This window comes from Streptomyces sp. CBMA156, from assembly GCF_014596515.1.
In the GTDB taxonomy this organism is placed as follows: Bacteria; Actinomycetota; Actinomycetes; order Streptomycetales; family Streptomycetaceae; genus Kitasatospora.
Genome location: NZ_MSJQ01000284.1, coordinates 22,294 through 38,538 on the forward strand (window position 1 = coordinate 22,294; position 16,245 = coordinate 38,538).

Here is a 16,245-nt window from a genome sequence, read left to right on the forward strand (position 1 = left end):
GCGGATGGATCATGACGAGGTGCTCGCCCTGTACGACGACCGACTCCGGCGCAACGCGCCGCCCGACCCGGGCTGCCGCGTCGAACGCGACGGCGCGGTGGTCCGGCAGGTCGGCGCGGAGCACAGCTGGAACGGCGTGGTCTGGTCCGGCCTGGACGAGGCGGGGGCGGACGCGGCGATCGCCGCGCAGGTGCGCCACTTCGCTGAGTCGGGGCTGGAGTTCGAGTGGAAGGCCTATTCCCACGACCGGCCCGCCGACCTCGGCGCCCGGCTGCTGGCGGCCGGCTTCACCCCGGAGCCGGACGAGGCGCTGATGATCGCCCGGATCGCCGACCTGCCCACCGATTCCGCGCTGCCCGAGGGCGTCCGGCTGCTCCCGGTGACGGACCCGGCCGGGGTGGAGCTGCTGATGGAGGCCCATGCCCTGGCCTTCGGCGCGGAGCACCCCGGCCTGCGCGAGCGGATGCTCGACCAGCTGCGAGCGGGCACCGAGACGGTCAGCATGGTCGTCGCGATGGCCGGGGACCGTCCGGTCAGCGGCGCCCGGATGGAGCTGATCCCGGGCACCGGGTTCGCCGGGCTCTGGGGCGGCGGCACCGCGCCGGAGTGGCGCGGCCGGGGCATCTACCGCGCCCTCGTCGCTCACCGCGCCCGCCTCGCGGCCGACCTCGGCTACCAGTACCTCCAGGTCGACGCGAGCGACCAGAGCCGTCCCATCCTCCAGCGCCTCGGCTTCGCCTGGCTGAGCACGACGACGCCGTACGTGCGGGGCGTGGCCTGACGGCCTGACGCCGGGTGTCCTGCCCCTGCGCCTGCCCGTTTCCCTGCGTCTGCCCCTGCCGATCGGCAGGGGTGGGCCGGGGTCGACGGGGGTGTCGCCGCTCGGGGTGTGCCGTTCGGTACATGTGCGGGAGGGGGTACGGGGGTCATCGTGGTGGCACCGCGATCGGGGGTCGTCCGGGCTCCCGTGGAAAGGAGCCCCGTCGTGTCGTCCAGCCTCCTCCGCACCCGCTGCCCCCGGGCGGCCGCCGTCCGTTCTCGACAACGGCACCTGGAAGGTGTCCCGGTCGACTCTGTGCGGCCTGCTCACCCAGGCCGGCGGCGCCACCGCCACCCCGATCCCCGGTTGCAGCTGACCGGATGCGGCCGACCGCCCCGTCGCGTCGCCGGGCCACCGACGCGCTCCCGCGTCGGTGGCCCGGCCGTGTCCAGGCGGCGGTCCGCCCGAACCGCTCCGCCGTCGCCATCGCCGCTGCGCTCCTGCTGACCCTCGTGCCGCTCGCCGGCTGCGGCACCCGGCTGCCCGACGAGGCCTTCACCGCCCGCCCCACTCCCGGCGCCACCGGGAGTGGGGGGAACCCCGCCTCCGACACCGGTGTCACCGCCACCGAGATCAGGATCGGCATCGTCACCTCGCTCACCAGCCCGGTCGGCAGCGAGGTGTTCAGCGGTCCGCGCTACGGAGCCCAGGCCTTCTTCCAGGCCCTCAACGACCGCGGCGGCCTGCACGGGCGCACGGTACGGCTGGTGACCTGCGACGACGGCGGCAGCGGGGTGGGCAACCAGGACTGCGTGCACCGGCTGATCGACCAGGCGCACGTCTTCGCGTTCGTCAGCGGCAGCGTCCTCGACCACGCGGGTGCCGCGTACGTGAGCGGCAAGGCGGTGCCGGACGTCGGAGGCCAGCCGATCGGCACCGAGTACGACCGCTGGCCGCACCTGTACGGGATCTACGGCAGCGCCGCCCCGCGCGACGGTCGGTCGGTCGGGTGGAACGGGACGCTCTACCAGAGCACCGAGGTGTTCCGCTTCTTCAAGCAGCGCGTGGGCGCGACCAGCGCCGCCGTGGTCGCGTACAACCAGGCCGACTCGGCCCGGTACGCCGGGCAGCTGAAGGCCGGACTGGAGGCCGAGGGGTACCGGGTGCTGCTCCAGACGGTGGACTTCGCCCTGCCGAACTTCCAGGCGGTGGCCGCGGCCGTGCACGCCGACGGCTCACAGCTGCTGTTCGACGCGATGGACTCCCGGGGTAACGCGGCACTGTGCCGGGCGCTGGACGAGGCCGGGGTGACGGTGGCGGCGAAGGTCACCACCGTGCAGAACTGGTCGGAGTCGGTGCGCACCGACTATGCCTCCTCGCCGAACTGCCGCAACGCGCTGTGGGCGACCTCGTCGAGCCTGAACTACGAGGACGAGCAGTACCCGGCGGTGCACGACTTCCGTACCGCGATGGCCCGTTACCAGCCGGACCGGGCGGCCCGGCTGTCCGCCTGGGAGCTGGAGGGCTGGGCGGGCGCGCAGTGGCTGACCGACGCTCTGGTTTCCTGCGGCGCCGCACCGACCCGCTCCTGCGTCGAGGCGTTCATGAACCGCACCGAGCCGTACGACGCGCACGGGCTGATCCTGCCCGCCTCCTTCGTCCCGCAGCCGCCGCCCTCCGGTCTGACCCGGGCCTGCCTGAACGCCGCCCGCTGGCAGGACTCGGCCCACGGCGGGCAGGGCGGCTGGGTCACCCAGGTGCCGTCGATGACGACGAACTGCTTCGACGTGCCGCAACTGCCGTACCGGCCGTAGCGCGCTCGGAGGACAGATGACAGTCGACGGGTAACAGATAACGGCCAACAGATAACGGATGACAGATGACAGATTTCAGAAGTTGAAATCTGTCATCTGTTACCCGTCGTCGGGGAGCCTCGACCTGTCCGTCTGTCCGTCTGTCCGTCTGTCCGCCTGTCCGCCTGTCCGTCGTCGGCCGCGGGGCCGTCCGCGGTCCCTCACCACAGCCGCTCGACCACGACCATGGCCGCGTCGTCGTCCAGCCGGCCGCCGACGTGGGCGAGCAGATCGCGGCGGAGGTGGTGGAGCAGGGCGGCGGGGCGTTCGGCGCGCCAGGCGGCGACGCGTTCGGTGAGCGGGTAGAAGCGCCGCTGGGCGTCGCGGGCCTCGATCACGCCGTCGGTGTAGATCAGCAGCCGGTCGCCGGGGTGGAACGGGACGGTCTCCACCTCGTACCGCACCGGCGCGAGCTCGCCGAGGCCCAGCGGCGGGGCGGGATGGCGGGCGGCCAGGGTGGTGATGCCGCCGTCGCTCAGCAGCAGTGGCGGCGGATGGCCGCAGTCGATCAGGCGGACAGGGGAGCCGTCGTCGGGGATGTCGAGCAGCACCGCGGTGATGAAGGACTCCCCGGACTCGCTGCTCTCCTCGGGCGGTTCCTCGGGCGCCGGACGGGCCAGTGCGGACAGCGTCGGCCGGGGCTGCCGGTCCCGTCCATCCCGTGCGGCCCGTGAGTCCTGCCGGTCCCACCGGTCCCGCCGGGACTGTTCGGCGAGCTGGGCGAGGTCCCAGCTGACGCTGCCGTCCAGGTAGGCGGCCAGGTCGGGCAGCTCGGCGTGCAGGTGCGCGGCGGCGCGGAAGGCGCCGAGCAGCAGGGCCGCGTCGCCGAGCGAGGACAGGCCCTTGCCGCGCACGTCGCCGACCAGCAGCCGGGTGCCGGTGGCGGTCCGGGCGGCCGCGTACAGGTCGCCGCCGACCTGGGCCTCGGCCTCGGCGGCCAGGTAGACGGAGGCCAGGTGCAGCGGCCCGATCCGCTCCGGCAGCGGGCGCAGCAGCACCCGCTGGGCGGCCTCGGACACCGAGCGCACCCGGGCCAGCTCCCGTTCGTGCCGCTCGCGCAGCACCCGCAGTCCGACGATCAGGACCGAGACGATCAGCTGCGCGCTCAGCTGGGTCTCGATGTTGGCGCTGGTCAGACTGTCGCGGACGGCGCCGATGAAGGTCAGCGCGGCGAACGCGAGCGCGGCGACCCAGGCGGTGGCCCGGGGGCCGGCGAAGGAGGCGGTGAGGGCGGGGGCGACGATCAGCAGCGGTCCGAGGTGGATCTCCGGCGGGGAGAGGATGTCGACCACGGTGATCAGCACGATCAGCGCGAGGGTGAGCGCCGTCAGCACCCGGCGGTCGGGCCGCCAGGCGCGGCGGCGGTCGGGTGGGTGCGGCGCGGGGGGTGGGTGCGGCGCATCGGGACGCTGCCGGAGGGGCACTCCTCCTCTGTACACCGTGGAGGTGTCGGGGCGCACCCGGAGGCGCCGCACCGGCCGTTCTCCGGCCGGTTGCCGGGGCCCTCTTCGGCCTTCCTCAGCCCTCGTCGCCGTAGCGGGCCAGGTAGGCGGCGAAGCGGGCGACGTCGTCGTCGGACCACTCGGTGAAGCGCGCGGTGAAGGAGAGGCGGCGCTGCTCGTTGGCGTCCCGCAGCAGGGTGAGCCCGGCCTCGGTGGCGCGCAGGATCTGGCCGCGCTGGTCGTCCGGGTCGGTCTCGCGGGCCAGCAGGCCGAGCTTCTCCAGCGCGGTGACCTGACGGCTGACGGTGGACTTGTCGAGCATGAAGTGCGCGGCCACGTCGGCGGCCCGGCAGCCGCCGCGCTCGGTGATCAGGTCGAGGATGCTGTAGGTGACCAGGGAGAGGTCGGGGTGCAGCTGGGAGGCCTTGTGCCGGGCGCGGCGGGCGAAGGCGGTCAGCTCGCGCTGGATGGTCTCGATGGACGACTGGCGGCCGGGCACGGCGTTCCTACCTCCTCGATATTTGTTGCACTATACAACGGATTCGCCCGGGGTCGCGCGTCGCTCCGGCGCTCGCCGCTCCGGTGTGGCCTGCCAGACGCGGGCAGCGGCGATCCGACTGGTCGCACTCGGGTGAGTGGCGAACAGTAGCTCAAGCACCCTCGGCGGGTCGACATCGGAGACGTTCGCCACCGCCAGTCTGCGCTGCATCGCCACGAACTGCTCGGCGTCATCGGTCAGTTCGAGCGCGTGCCGGTCCGCCCTGGCCTCGATCCGGCGGCTCACCGCGCACTGTAGCGGCCCCGACAGCACGCCCAGCAGCGCCGCGAGCGCCGCCAGCAGCGGCAGCGCCCTGGGGTCCGCGGCGTCCGTCGTCCCGGCGGCGTCCAGCAGCGGGCGCCAGGCCGACAGCAGTCCGAGGGCGGCCACCGCGACGGCCGCGCCGAGCGCGCCGAGCGCGGTGCCGACCGGCACGTCCCGGTGCTTCACGTGGCCCAGCTCGTGCGCGACCACCAGCTCCACCTCGCGCGGCGTGGCGGTGGTGAGCAGCGTGTCGTACGCGACGATCCTGCGGGTCGCCCCGAACCCGGAGACGTACGCGTTGAGCGCGGTGGTGCGGCGGGAGGCGTCCGCCACCAGGACGTCCCGGACCCGGACGCCGTCCCGCTCGGCCAGTGCCAGCAGGGCGGTGCGCAGGTCGCCCGGGGGCATCGGGGAGAAGCGGTTGAACACCGGCTCGATCAGCAGCGGGTGGAGGAAGGAGAGCGCGGCCGTCAGCAGCGCGGCCGCGCCCGCCGCCGGCAGCCACCAGCGCTGCGGGGACCAGGCGGTCAGCGCGAACAGCCCGAGCGCGAGCGGGAGGACGAGGACGAGGGTGAGGGCGAGACCGCGTACGGCGTCCAGCGCCCAGCCGGCCCAGCCCTGGGTCACCAGCCCGTACCTGGCCCGGACGGTCCGCGCCCCGGCTCCGAACGGCAGTTGCAGCGCCTGGCCGAGCAGCACCAGGGCCGCCGCGCCGGCCAGTACCTCGGCCGTCCTGGAACCGCCGAGCCGGCCGCCGACGGCCGTCACCAGGGCGGCGCCGGCCGGGGTGAGGCCGAGCAGCAGGGTCAGCGCCAGGCCCGCCAGCCGCCCGCCCAGCGCCCACGGCAGCTGGGCCCGGCGGAGCGCCCGGCCCCGGGCACGCTCGGCGGCGGTGAAGTCAGGGTCCGCGGTGGGGTCCGGGACGAGGCCCGGGGCGGAGTCGGACGACGGAGCGGGGGAGTGGCTTCCGTCGGGGGCCGGGGTTTCGGGGGCCGGGCTGGTGTCCATGGCGGGGTGCGGGCTCTTCCGGTCGGGGCGCGGGAGGGGCGGTGCGGCGATTCAGCATGGCGCACCCGCCCGGTCGGTGCGCACACCGCGGGCCCGGCGCTCACTCCCCGGTGGGCCCGGTGGCGCCGTGGACACCGGCGCGCAGCAACTGGTGGCCGAGGTCCACCAGGGCACGGCCGACGGCGAACTCGTCGCCGACCTCCGGGACCGGGGCGTCCCCCGGGTTGCGGCGGGAGCGGGCGTCGCTGTGCAGGACGTTCCCGTCGGCGTCCAGCACGGCGTGCACCCGGGTGGTGTCGGCGTCCTCGACCACGTGCAGGCTGAGTTGCCAGTCCTTGGTGCGCACGGCACCGGGGGCCGGCTGTCCGGAGCCCGTGGCGGCACCGGCACCGGCACCGGTGATGGTGGTGACGGACCGGGGCGGGCCGGTGGCCGTCCCGCCGGAGCGGATGATCACCACCGGGCAGGCCCCGTGCACCGCGCAGCGGGTGGACACCGAGCCGAGCAGCGTCCGGGCGAAGGTCCCCCGGCCGCGGCTGCCCAGCACCAGCAGGTCGGCGGCCTCGGCCGCGTCCAGCAGCACCTCGGCGGCATGGCCGAGCACCAGGCTCTCCCGGACCTCCACCGGGCGGTCCGGGCCGAGGATCTCGTTGATCTCCGCGCTCAGCGTGCGACGGGCGGTGCGCTCGAAGCCGTCGTCCACCATCGGCGCGAACCACCCGTACAGGGAGGGGTACTCCCAGGCCGCCACCGCGTGCACCGTCGCACCGGTCAGCACGGCCTGGCCGACCGCCCAGCGCAGGGCCGCCTTCGACGGCTCGGAACCGTCGATCCCGACCACGATCCGGCGCTCCCGGGCGGGGGAGGCCCGGCTGCCGCTCACGGCGGGGGACGGGGCGCCGCCCACGGCGGGGGATCGGTTGCTGCCCATCACGTCACACCTCCGGGCCCTCGGTACGAAGCCTGCCCCCTCTACACCCACGCTGCGCGCCCCGCCCGCCTCCGCGCCAGGGACGGGATGGCCCGGTCGGGCGGGACGATTGGGACGGGCGGGCCAGGGCAGCGGCCCCGGGCAGGGTAGGCGGGCCGGGACAGCCGTCCGGGCCGGGTTCGCGCGGCGTCACGGGGCCGCGTCCGCCAGCGCCCTTTTGTGGCCGGAATGTTGTGGGATCGGGTCCAGGCGGTGGTGATTCGGTGGCGTAGGCTGACCGCTCTTGGATCATCCTCGGGGGGACTTCACTCATGCGCCGTGCCGCGGCCGCCGTCGCGCTGTTCGTCGGACTGACCGCCGTCGCCGCCTGCGGGCCGGACGACCCCGACCCGGCCCCGGCCTCCGCCGCACCCGCCCCGCCGACCGCGTCCTCGGCGACGGACGGCTCGCCCTCCGGCACCGCCCCGGGCAAGAGCGCCCCGCCCCGGCCCGACGGCACCATCACCGTCGCCTTCGCCGGGGACGTCCACTTCGAGGGCCGCACCGAGGCCCGGCTGGCCGTCCAGCCGGGCGAGCCGGCGCTCGGCCCGATATCCCGCACCCTGGCCGACGCCGACCTGTCCGTCCTCAACCTGGAGACCGCGATCACCGGGCGCGGTGCCCCCGAGCCGAAGACGTACACCTTCCGCACCTCGCCCAAGGCACTCCCTGCGCTCAAGGAGTCAGGCGTCGACGTCGTCTCGATGGCCAACAACCACGCCGTGGACTTCGGCGCCGACGGCCTCACCGACACCCTCGCCGCCAAGGACTCCTCGCCGATCCCGGTGGTCGGCGTCGGGCGCAACGCCAAGGAGGCGTACGCCCCGTACGTCACCACCGTGCGCGGGGTGAAGGTCGCGGTGGTCGCCGCGAGCCAGGTCGAGGACCTCACCAACCAGAAGTGGCGGGCGGGCGCCAACAAGCCGGGCATCGCCTCGGCGCTGGACGTCCCGGCGCTGGTCAAGGCGGTGGAGACGGCCAAGCAGCAGGCCCCGGTGGTGCTCGTCTACCTGCACTGGGGCGACGAGGGCAAGGCCTGTCCGACCGGTCCGCAGACCACCATCGCCAAGAAGCTCGCCACCGCCGGCGCCACCGCCGTGGTCGGCACCCACGCGCACACCATGGTGGGCTCGGGCATGCTCGGCAACACCTACGTCGGGTACGGATTCGGCAACTTCCTCTGGTACGGCACCTCCAACTACGCCAACTCCAACGAGACCGGCGTCACCACCCTCACCCTCACCGCCGACGGCAAGGTGACCGGCGAGGTGTTCACCCCGGCCACCATCGACGACAAGGGCATCCCGGAGCCGGTCACCGGCGCCACCGCCGAGGCCGCCCTCAAGCGCCGTGACGGCCTGCGCGGCTGCACCGGGCTCGCCCCGGCGCCGGGGGCTCCCGGCACCGCCCAGACGACCCCCGCCGCTCCCCCGTCCACGGCCCCCACGAAGGCCCCCTCGGGCCCGGCGAAGGCTGCGACCACCCCCGCCGCACCGCGCTAGCTAGCGTGCCCGCCGTGGGCGGACACCGGGAACTGACGGCCGACCGGATCCGCCCCCGGCGAGGTCGACGCCGCCGCCCCGCAGCCGCCCACCGGGAGCCTGCGGTCACCACCCTCGACGCGCCCGCCTCTGTGCCGAGTTCGAGGAACCGCCCGGCCGTCGGAACACTGTGCCGGAACACCGTGGGGGAGCGCCACGGCCACGCCCCCCGGGCCGTCCGCGAGCACAACTCCCCAGCCGTGCCGGGCTCCTGTGGCGTCAAGCCGATGGAGCCGGCAGGCCTGCCGGTCGACGGCTGCGCGCTGATCCTCGCGAGCCGCCTGCCGTAGGAGCCCGCGGCGCCGCAGCGGAAGAACGCCGAAGAGGACGCCGAAGAGGACGCCGAAGAGGGCGCCGAAGAGGGCGCCGAGGCCGTCCGCCCCACTCGGGGCGGGCGGCCTCGCCGTGTCCGGTCTCCTGGACGGCGCCGTGCGCGGGTCCGCGCCCCGGCCCGGCACCGACCGGGCGCCGGAATCCGGGTTCGGAATCCGGTGCGGGGCGTCCGGTGCGGGGCCTCCGGAGTGAGTTGACGTTCGCACAGACTCTCGGCGCGGGCGAACAGCTGTGTTAGGTTAGCCTAGCCTAATCTTGCTGGTCGGAGGGGATGTCCTGTGCAGCAACAGTCCGAATTCGCCGGTGCCGTCGCCATGGTCACCGGGGCCGGGCAGGGCATCGGTGCGGCCGTGGCCCGGGCGCTGGCGGCCGAGGGTGCCGTCGTCGCCGCGGTGGACCGCAACCCCGGTGCGCTCGAAGCCCTGGCCGCCGAGCTTCCGTCCGTGCGCTCGTACGTCCTGGACGTCTCCGACGCCCGGGCCGTGGCCGACACCGTGGAGTCGGTCGAGGGCCGGCTCGGCCCGATCGCCACGCTGGTGAACGTCGCGGGAATCCTGCGCACCGCTCCGGTCGTCGAACTCACCGACGCCGACTGGGCGGACACCTTCGCCGTCAACACCACCGGCGTCTTCCACACCGGCCGCGCCGTCGGCCGTCTGATGGCGGCCCGCGGGCGCGGGGCGATCGTGACCGTCGGCTCCAACGCCGCCGGTGTGCCGCGGGCCGGGATGGCCGCCTACGCGGCGTCCAAGGCGGCGGCCACCATGTTCACCCGTTGCCTGGGGCTGGAACTGGCCAGGTCCGGGGTGCGGTGCAACGTGGTGTCGCCCGGCTCGACCGACACCGAGATGCAGCGCGCGCTGTGGGGCGAGGACGCCGAGGCGGCCGAACGCCGGGTGATCGAGGGCGATCCGAGCGCCTGGCGGGTCGGCATCCCGCTCGGGCGGATCGCCGCGCCCGCCGACATCGCGGAGGCCGTGGTGTTCCTGGCCTCCGAACGGGCGCGGCACATCACCATGCACGACCTGTACGTCGACGGCGGCGCGACCCTGCGCGCCTGAGCCGTACCGCTCGCGCCCGCCGCTCCGCCCGTCCGCCCGCCCGTCCCTCCTCCTCGCCTTCCCGAAGAACCGTCCCAGACTGGAGAAACCACCGTGACCACGGTGCACCACGCCCCTGCCGGCCCGATACCCGCCGGGCCCGGGGCCCCGGCGAACTCCCTTGCCGGGAGCCAGGACCACGCCGTCATCGGTGCGGCCAGCGGACTGCTCGGCCAGTACCGGGCGGGCTCCGACGAGGCGTTCTTCGCCTCGCCGACCCGCACCCTGCTCGGCTCCGGCGTGCACGCCCGGGTGCCGCAGGACGGGCGTCCGCTGCCCGTACGGGTCGCCGAGACGCTGGCCGAGGCGGGCCGGGCCGGGGTCGAACGGCCCCTGGTGGTGGGCGCGGTGGCGTTCGACCGGGACAGCCGAGTCGAACTCGCCGTCCCTGCCAGGGTCCGCACCGCGGGGGCCCTGGGTGACGACCCGCTGATCGCCCTGCCCGCGCCGCAGGCCGAGCGGACCGACTGGCGGATCCGCCCGGTGCCCGCGCCCGAGGCGTACGGCGCCGGCGTCGCGGCGGCCGTCGAGCGGCTGCGCGGCGGGGAGTTGAGCAAGGTGGTGCTGGCGCGGACGCTGGAGCTGAGCGCCGCCGAGCCGTTCGACCTGCCCGCCATCCTCCAGCGGCTGGCCCGCCGCGACCCGGGCGGCTACACCTTCGCCGTCCCGGCCGGCGAGGGTCGCACCCTGATCGGTGCCAGCCCCGAACTCCTGCTCTCCCGGCGGGGAACGGCCGTGCTGGCCAACCCGCTGGCCGGTTCGGTGCCGCGCAGCGAGGACCTCGGCGAGGACGTCCGGCGCGCCGCCGCGCTGCTGGAGTCGCCCAAGGACCTGCACGAGCACGCCGTCGTGGTGGACGCCATCCGCGAGGCGCTGGCGCCGTACTGCCGCACCCTGGAGGTGCCCGAACGGCCCACCCTGGTGCGGACGGCGGCGATGTGGCACCTGGCCACCACGATCCGCGGCGAGCTGGCAGACCCCGCCGTCTCCGCCCTGGAGCTGGCCTGCGCGCTGCACCCCACCCCGGCGGTCTGCGGCACGCCGACGGACGTCGCGCGCCGGGTGATCGGCGAGGTCGAGCCGTTCGACCGGGGCCTCTACACCGGCATGGTCGGCTGGGAGGACGCGAGCGGCGACGGCGAGTGGGTGGTCACCATCCGGTGTGCGGAGGCGGAGGAGCGCACCCTGCGGGTGTACGCCGGCGCCGGGGTGGTCGAGCAGTCCCGGCCGGAGGCCGAACTCGCCGAGACCAGCGCCAAGTTCCGCACCTTCCTGGACGCCGCGGGGGTGGCCCGGTGACGCCGCTGGAGACCGTTCTCGCCGGATTCACCCCGTACCCCGCCGAGTTCGCCGAGCGCTACCGGGCCGCCGGGTACTGGCGCGGCGAGACCTTCGGGCGGATGCTGCGCGAGCGCGCCGCCGCCCACGGCGAGCGGATCGCCGTCGTCGACCCGGGCGGCCACTCGGTCGCCTCGGCGGAGCGGCGCTGGACGTACGCCGAACTCGACCGCAGGGCCGACCTGATGGCCGCCGGACTGCTCGCCCGCGGCATCCGGGCCGGGGACCGCGTGGTGGTCCAGCTGCCCAACGCCGCCGAGTTCTTCGAGGTCGTCTTCGCGCTGTTCCGGATCGGCGCGCTGCCGGTCTTCGCGCTGCCCGCCCACCGGTACGCCGAGATCGGGTACTTCTGCTCCTTCACCGAGGCCGCCGCGTACGTGGTGCCGGCCGTCGAGGGCGGCCACGACTACCGCGAACTCGCCACCCGGGTGCGGTCGGAGAACCCCGCGCTGCGTCTGGTGCTGGTGGCCGGGGAGGACCCGGGGGAGCACGTCCGGCTCGCCGACGTGCCCTGCGACGGGCCCGGGCCCGAGGCCTTCGGCGGGGAGCCGGGCCCCGGGGACGTCGCCTTTCTCCAGCTCTCCGGCGGCAGCACCGGCGTGCCGAAGCTGATCCCGCGCACCCACGACGACTACATCTACTCGCTGCGCGGCTCGGTCGAACTGTGCGGCCAGGACCCGGACAGCGTGTACCTGTGCGTGCTGCCCGCCGCCCACAACTTCCCGCTCAGCTCGCCGGGTTCGCTCGGCACGCTGTACGCCGGCGGCCGGGTGGTGCTCTGCCCGCAGCCCGCCCCGGAGACGGCCTTCCCGCTGATCGAGCGCGAGGGCGTGACCATCACCGGGCTGGTGCCTCCGCTCGCCCTGCTCTGGATGGACGCCGCCGAGCGCGGTGTCCGCGGGTACGAGAGCCTGGAGGTGCTGCTGGTCGGCGGCGCCAAGTTCAGCGAGGAGGCGGCCCGGCGGGTGCGCCCGGTGCTGGGCTGCACGCTCCAGCAGGTGTTCGGGATGGCCGAGGGGCTGGTCAACTACACCCGGCTGGACGACCCGGAGGAGCTGATCACCACCACCCAGGGCCGGCCGATCTCGCCGGACGACGAGGTACGGGTGGTGGACGACCAGGACCGGGACCTGCCCGACGGTGCCACCGGCCACCTGCTCACCCGCGGCCCGTACACCATCCGCGGCTACTGGAACGCGCCCGGGCACAACGCCGGCTCCTTCACCGCGGACGGTTTCTACCGCACCGGGGACCTGGTCAGGCGCACCCCGACCGGCCACCTGGTGGTCGAGGGGCGGGCCAAGGACCAGATCAACCGGGGCGGCGAGAAGGTCGCCGCCGAGGAGATCGAGAACCACCTGCTCGCGCACCCCGCGGTGCACGACGCGGCGGTGGTGTCGATGCCCGACCCGTACCTGGGCGAGCGCACCTGCGCCTATGTGGTGCTGCGTGCCGAGAACCGTGAGAAACCCCCGAAGGGCGTCGAGTTGAAGCGGTTCGTGCGGCAGCGCGGGCTCGCCGAGTACAAGGTGCCCGACCGGGTCGAGTTCGTCGCGGCCTTCCCGGCCACCGGGATCGGGAAGGTGAGCAAGAAGGACCTGCGCGCCGCGATCGCGGCCTCCCTGACCGCCGGCTGATCCCGTCGGCCACCGCCCTCCAGTTAAGGAACACCACCGTGGGCCTGCCCCGCATTCCCCGCTATCCCCTGCCCGCCGCCGAGGAACTGCCCGCCAACCGGGTCGCCTGGACGGTGGACCCGGCGCGCGCCGTCCTGCTGGTGCACGACCTCCAGAACCACTTCCTGGGCGCCTACGACGCCGGGGCCGCCCCGGTGCCCGAACTCCTCGGCAACGTCGCGGCGTTGGCCGACGCGGCGCGCGCCGCCGGCGTCCCGGTCGTGTACTCGGCGCAGCTCGGCGGGCAGAGCCCGGCCGAGCGCGGGCTGCAGCAGGACTTCTGGGGCCCCGGCATCCCGGACGATCCGCGGGCCACCGCGATCGCCGACGCCGTCGCCCCGGCGCCGGGCGACACCGTGCTCACCAAGTGGAAGTACAGCGCCTTCGTGCGCACCGAGCTGGAGCGGCTGCTGCGCGAGCAGGGGCGGGACCAGCTGGTGATCACCGGGGTGTACGCGCACATCGGGGTCCAGGCCACCGCCTGCGACGCCTGGATGCGGGACGTGCAGGCCTTCGTGGTGGCCGACGCGGTCGCCGACTTCGGCCCGGAGGAGCACCGCGGCGCACTGGCCTGGGTGGCCGGGCGCTGCGGGATGGTCGACACGGCGCGGGCCGTGCTCGGGGCGCTGGGCGTGACCGCGGAGCCGGCCGGCGCCGCGGGTGGTTCGGATGCCGACGTGCTCGAAGGGGTGGGCGGGAAGTGACGGGCATGGGTTTCACGGTGGAGCGGATCAGGGCCGAGGTCGCCGACCTGCTCGGGGAGGACCCGGCGGAGATCCCGCTGGACGAGAACCTGGTCGACTGGGGGCTGGACTCCATCCGGCTGATGACGCTCGCCGGGCGCTGGCAGGAGCAGGGGGCCGAGGTGGCGTTCGTCCAGCTCGCGGAGCGCCCGGCGATCGAGGCCTGGGCCGAGCTGCTGGGTGCGGCGTGATGGCCGCCGGGGTCCGGGAGGCGGTCCTGGGGGAGGCGCCAGCCGCGGTGCCGGAGCTGCCGCCGCTGCCCAGACGTACGGTGCGGTACCCGGCGACCACCGCGGTGGGACCGGTCGAGGCGCAGGCCGCCCGGACGCCGGACGCGCCGGCGCTGGTGCTCGCCGGCGGGGGGACCGTCAGCTACCGCGAGCTGAACGCCTCGGCGAACCGGCTGGCGCGGGCCCTGGCCGCCCGCGGGGCCCGTCCGGGCACGGTGGTCGGCCTGGGGCCTGCCCGCCGTCCGGCCGAGCTGCTGACGACGCTGCTCGCGGTGGTGAAGTCGGGTGCGGCGTACCTGCCGCTGGACCCGGCCGACACCCCGGGGCGGCGGGAGCGGCTGCTCGCGGAGAACGCTCCGGTCTGCGTGCTGGGGGAGGGGGTGCCGGGGGCGCTCGACGGGCTGGAGACGGCGGGCGAGCTGCCCACCGACCCGCCCAGGGCGCTGACCCCGCAGCACCTGCTCTGCGTCGGGTACGGCCCGGGCGGGCGCCCGACCGCCGTCCGGCTCACCCATGCCGAGGCGGACCGCCGGGTGCGCGAGCTCCAGGCGGACCACCCGCTCGGTCCGGGCGACCGGGTGCTGCACCTGGGCCTGCCGCTCTGGGAGTACCTGTGGCCGCTGCGGACGGGTGCCGCGGTGGTGCTCGCCGATCCGTGGCAGGAGGGCGAGGTCGGGGCGCTGGTGCGGGAGCTGGGCGTGACGGCGGTACGGGTCGCGCCCGGGGCGCTGCTCGGCGGGTGAGGGCCGGGTTTCAAGTGACAACTTTCAGCGAACAGATTTCATCATCTGTCTGCTGAAAGTTGTCGGCCGTCACCCGCCGGTCAGTGCCGGTCAGCGCGGCTCGGCCGCCGCCCGGCCCGCTGCTTGGCCCGCCGCCTCGCCCGCCGTCAGGTCCACCGCCGTCCAGGCCATCGCCACCGCGCCGTCCAGCACCGCCCGCTCCGCCTCCGCGCCCAGCGCCGCCTCGGCGAACGCCGCCTCGTGCGGAGCACAGGTGCCGCCCGTGATGTCCAGCACCGGATGGATCGACGGCACCGCGTGCGACACGTTCCCCATGTCCGTACAGGCGAAGGGTCCGCTCTCGACCGGCTCCGGCCGGCCGAGCGCCGCCGCGTTGGCCCGCCACAGGGCCAGCAGCCGGGGGTCGGAGCGCATGTCCAGGTAGTCAGGCTCGGGCCGGGTCAGTTCCACCTCGCACCCGGTGGCGAGTGCCCCGGCGCGGAAGCAGTCCTCGACCCGGGAGCGCAGTTCGGCGAGGTCCTCGGCCGCCGAGGCCCGGATCTCGTACTCGGCGCTCGCGCTGTCCGGTATCAGGTTCGGCGCCGTCCCGGCCGCCGTGGTGATGCCGTGCACCCGCCACTGCGGGGGGAGTTGCTGGCGCAGCAGCCCGATCGCGACCTGGGCGACGGTGAGCGCGTCGGCGGCGTTGCGTCCCCGGTGCGGGTCGAGGCTCGGGTGGGCGGCCCGCCCGGTGTAGCGGACGGACAGGGTGCCGAGGGCGAAGGAGCGGAAGTCGGCGACCTCGACCGGGCAGGGGTGGACCATCATCGCGGCGTCCACCCCGTCGAACGCCCCGGCCTCCAGCAGCAGGGCCTTGCCGGCCCCGCGCTCCTCGGCCGGCGCGCCGATCACCCGTACGGTGAGCCCGAGTTCGTCCGCGTACGGGGCGAGCCCGAGGGCCGCGCCGATCCCGGCGGCGGCGATCAGGTTGTGCCCGCAGGCATGGCCGAGCCCGGGCAGCGCGTCGTACTCGCAGACCAGGGCGACGGTGACCGGACCGCTGCCGAGGCGCGCGTCGAACGCGGTGGCCAGGCCGTGTGCGGGCGCGGTGACCGAGTAGCCGTGCCCGCGCAGCAGTTCGGTGCACCAGGCGGCCGCCAGGTGTTCCTCGAAGGCGGTCTCGGGGTGGGCGTGGATGCGCCGGCTGAGCGCGAGCAGTTCCGTCCGCAGGGCGAGGACGCGCGTGCGCACGGCCTCCTTGGCGGCGGTGGGTCCGGTGCCCTGCGGCAGCGGCTCGGTCGGGGACATGGGGCGCCTCCGGGGTGTCAGGGGCCCGGCCGTGCGAGGCCGTTGACCAGATCATATGAAGTTAGATTAGGCTAACCTAAGTAAGGCGTTCCGGATCCCCGAGGAGCTCTCCACCCCATGCCTGCCGTCGAAACCCAGATCGCCGACAGCCAGACCGACGACATCCCCCTGCTCGCCGCCCAGGCCGCCATCTGGTACGCCCAGGCGCTCGACCCGGCCAGCCCGGTCTACAACACCGGCGACGCCGTCGAGATCACCGGCCCGCTCGACGAGGACCGGTTCGAGCAGGCGCTGAGGCAGGCCGTGGCCGAGGCGGACGCGCTCAGCGCCGTCGTCGTCACCGGCCCGGACGGCACGCCCCGCCAACGGCTGCGCCCCGGCCGCGACTGGCCGCTGCTCCGCCTCGACCTGCGCGCCGC

Annotated in this window: 16 protein-coding genes; 11 read left to right on the forward strand and 5 right to left on the reverse strand. The window is 75.0% G+C overall.

Annotated features, from left to right (window positions below; all coding sequences use genetic code 11):
• The first annotated feature begins 4 nt into the window (after positions 1 to 4).
• Positions 5 to 781 (forward strand): GNAT family N-acetyltransferase, encoded by a 777-nt coding sequence (locus BU198_RS24370; RefSeq protein ID WP_188298997.1) that lies wholly within the window; start codon positions 5 to 7, stop codon positions 779 to 781.
• A gap of 359 nt (positions 782 to 1,140) precedes the next feature.
• Positions 1,141 to 2,574: an ABC transporter substrate-binding protein gene (locus BU198_RS24375; protein ID WP_188298998.1), complete on the forward strand. Its 1,434-nt coding sequence runs from the start codon at positions 1,141 to 1,143 to the stop codon at positions 2,572 to 2,574.
• A 200-nt stretch (positions 2,575 to 2,774) separates the two neighbouring features.
• Here BU198_RS24375 and BU198_RS24380 read toward each other — a convergent pair whose 3' ends face one another.
• The 4 genes from BU198_RS24380 to BU198_RS43920 all read right to left on the reverse strand — a co-directional run bounded on the left by BU198_RS24380 (position 2,775) and on the right by BU198_RS43920 (position 6,796).
• Positions 2,775 to 4,037, reverse strand: coding sequence for a PP2C family protein-serine/threonine phosphatase (locus BU198_RS24380; protein WP_188298999.1), 1,263 nt, complete (start codon positions 4,035 to 4,037; stop codon positions 2,775 to 2,777).
• A gap of 94 nt (positions 4,038 to 4,131) precedes the next feature.
• Positions 4,132 to 4,554, reverse strand: coding sequence for a MarR family winged helix-turn-helix transcriptional regulator (locus tag BU198_RS24385; RefSeq protein WP_188299000.1), 423 nt, complete (start codon positions 4,552 to 4,554; stop codon positions 4,132 to 4,134).
• A gap of 30 nt (positions 4,555 to 4,584) precedes the next feature.
• A complete protein-coding gene (locus tag BU198_RS24390) occupies positions 4,585 to 5,865 on the reverse strand; it encodes a M48 family metalloprotease (protein ID WP_188299001.1) in 1,281 nt (426 codons plus the stop codon).
• A gap of 100 nt (positions 5,866 to 5,965) precedes the next feature.
• The gene (locus BU198_RS43920; RefSeq protein WP_188299002.1) at positions 5,966 to 6,796 is read right to left on the reverse strand and encodes a universal stress protein; all 831 of its coding nucleotides are present in this window, start codon (positions 6,794 to 6,796) and stop codon (positions 5,966 to 5,968) included.
• Between the two features lie 311 nt (positions 6,797 to 7,107).
• On the opposite strand from BU198_RS43920, the gene BU198_RS24400 reads away from it, so the two are divergent.
• The 8 genes from BU198_RS24400 to BU198_RS24435 all read left to right on the forward strand — a co-directional run bounded on the left by BU198_RS24400 (position 7,108) and on the right by BU198_RS24435 (position 14,539).
• The gene (locus tag BU198_RS24400; protein ID WP_188299003.1) at positions 7,108 to 8,337 is read left to right on the forward strand and encodes a CapA family protein; all 1,230 of its coding nucleotides are present in this window, start codon (positions 7,108 to 7,110) and stop codon (positions 8,335 to 8,337) included.
• Positions 8,338 to 8,519: 182 nt separating this feature from the next.
• Positions 8,520 to 8,666, forward strand: a complete 147-nt coding sequence (locus tag BU198_RS24405) for a hypothetical protein (protein ID WP_188299004.1) — start codon at positions 8,520 to 8,522, stop codon at positions 8,664 to 8,666.
• Positions 8,667 to 8,987: 321 nt separating this feature from the next.
• Positions 8,988 to 9,770, forward strand: coding sequence for a 2,3-dihydro-2,3-dihydroxybenzoate dehydrogenase (locus tag BU198_RS24410; RefSeq protein ID WP_317620299.1), 783 nt, complete (start codon positions 8,988 to 8,990; stop codon positions 9,768 to 9,770).
• A gap of 126 nt (positions 9,771 to 9,896) precedes the next feature.
• Positions 9,897 to 11,108: an isochorismate synthase DhbC gene (gene dhbC, locus BU198_RS24415; protein ID WP_188299013.1), complete on the forward strand. Its 1,212-nt coding sequence runs from the start codon at positions 9,897 to 9,899 to the stop codon at positions 11,106 to 11,108.
• Positions 11,105 to 12,784 (forward strand): (2,3-dihydroxybenzoyl)adenylate synthase, encoded by a 1,680-nt coding sequence (locus BU198_RS24420; protein ID WP_317620300.1) that lies wholly within the window; start codon positions 11,105 to 11,107, stop codon positions 12,782 to 12,784. The genes dhbC and BU198_RS24420 overlap by 4 nt, the downstream gene beginning before the upstream one ends.
• Before the next feature lie 38 nt (positions 12,785 to 12,822).
• The gene (locus BU198_RS24425) at positions 12,823 to 13,527 is read left to right on the forward strand and encodes an isochorismatase family protein (protein ID WP_188299005.1); all 705 of its coding nucleotides are present in this window, start codon (positions 12,823 to 12,825) and stop codon (positions 13,525 to 13,527) included.
• Between the two features lie 5 nt (positions 13,528 to 13,532).
• The gene (locus BU198_RS24430) at positions 13,533 to 13,757 is read left to right on the forward strand and encodes a phosphopantetheine-binding protein (RefSeq protein WP_188299006.1); all 225 of its coding nucleotides are present in this window, start codon (positions 13,533 to 13,535) and stop codon (positions 13,755 to 13,757) included.
• A complete protein-coding gene (locus BU198_RS24435) occupies positions 13,757 to 14,539 on the forward strand; it encodes an AMP-binding protein (protein ID WP_188299007.1) in 783 nt (260 codons plus the stop codon). The genes BU198_RS24430 and BU198_RS24435 overlap by 1 nt, the downstream gene beginning before the upstream one ends.
• Positions 14,540 to 14,629: 90 nt before the next feature.
• Here BU198_RS24435 and BU198_RS24440 read toward each other — a convergent pair whose 3' ends face one another.
• Positions 14,630 to 15,826: an amidohydrolase gene (locus BU198_RS24440; protein ID WP_188297976.1), complete on the reverse strand. Its 1,197-nt coding sequence runs from the start codon at positions 15,824 to 15,826 to the stop codon at positions 14,630 to 14,632.
• A gap of 117 nt (positions 15,827 to 15,943) precedes the next feature.
• Here BU198_RS24440 and BU198_RS24445 point away from each other — a divergent pair.
• Positions 15,944 to 16,245, forward strand: a 302-nt coding sequence (locus BU198_RS24445; protein ID WP_188299008.1) for a condensation domain-containing protein, incomplete at its 3' end; no start/stop codon positions are given.

Coding starts and splice junctions, on each gene's coding strand:
- BU198_RS24370 (WP_188298997.1), top strand. CDS start 5: ATGGATCATGACGAGGTGCTCGCCCTGTACGACGACCGACTCCGGCGC.
- BU198_RS24375 (WP_188298998.1), top strand. CDS start 1,141: ATGCGGCCGACCGCCCCGTCGCGTCGCCGGGCCACCGACGCGCTCCCG.
- BU198_RS24390 (WP_188299001.1), bottom strand. CDS start 5,865: ATGGACACCAGCCCGGCCCCCGAAACCCCGGCCCCCGACGGAAGCCAC.
- BU198_RS43920 (WP_188299002.1), bottom strand. CDS start 6,796: ATGGGCAGCAACCGATCCCCCGCCGTGGGCGGCGCCCCGTCCCCCGCC.
- BU198_RS24400 (WP_188299003.1), top strand. CDS start 7,108: ATGCGCCGTGCCGCGGCCGCCGTCGCGCTGTTCGTCGGACTGACCGCC.
- BU198_RS24430 (WP_188299006.1), top strand. CDS start 13,533: ATGGGTTTCACGGTGGAGCGGATCAGGGCCGAGGTCGCCGACCTGCTC.
- BU198_RS24435 (WP_188299007.1), top strand. CDS start 13,757: ATGGCCGCCGGGGTCCGGGAGGCGGTCCTGGGGGAGGCGCCAGCCGCG.
- BU198_RS24440 (WP_188297976.1), bottom strand. CDS start 15,826: ATGTCCCCGACCGAGCCGCTGCCGCAGGGCACCGGACCCACCGCCGCC.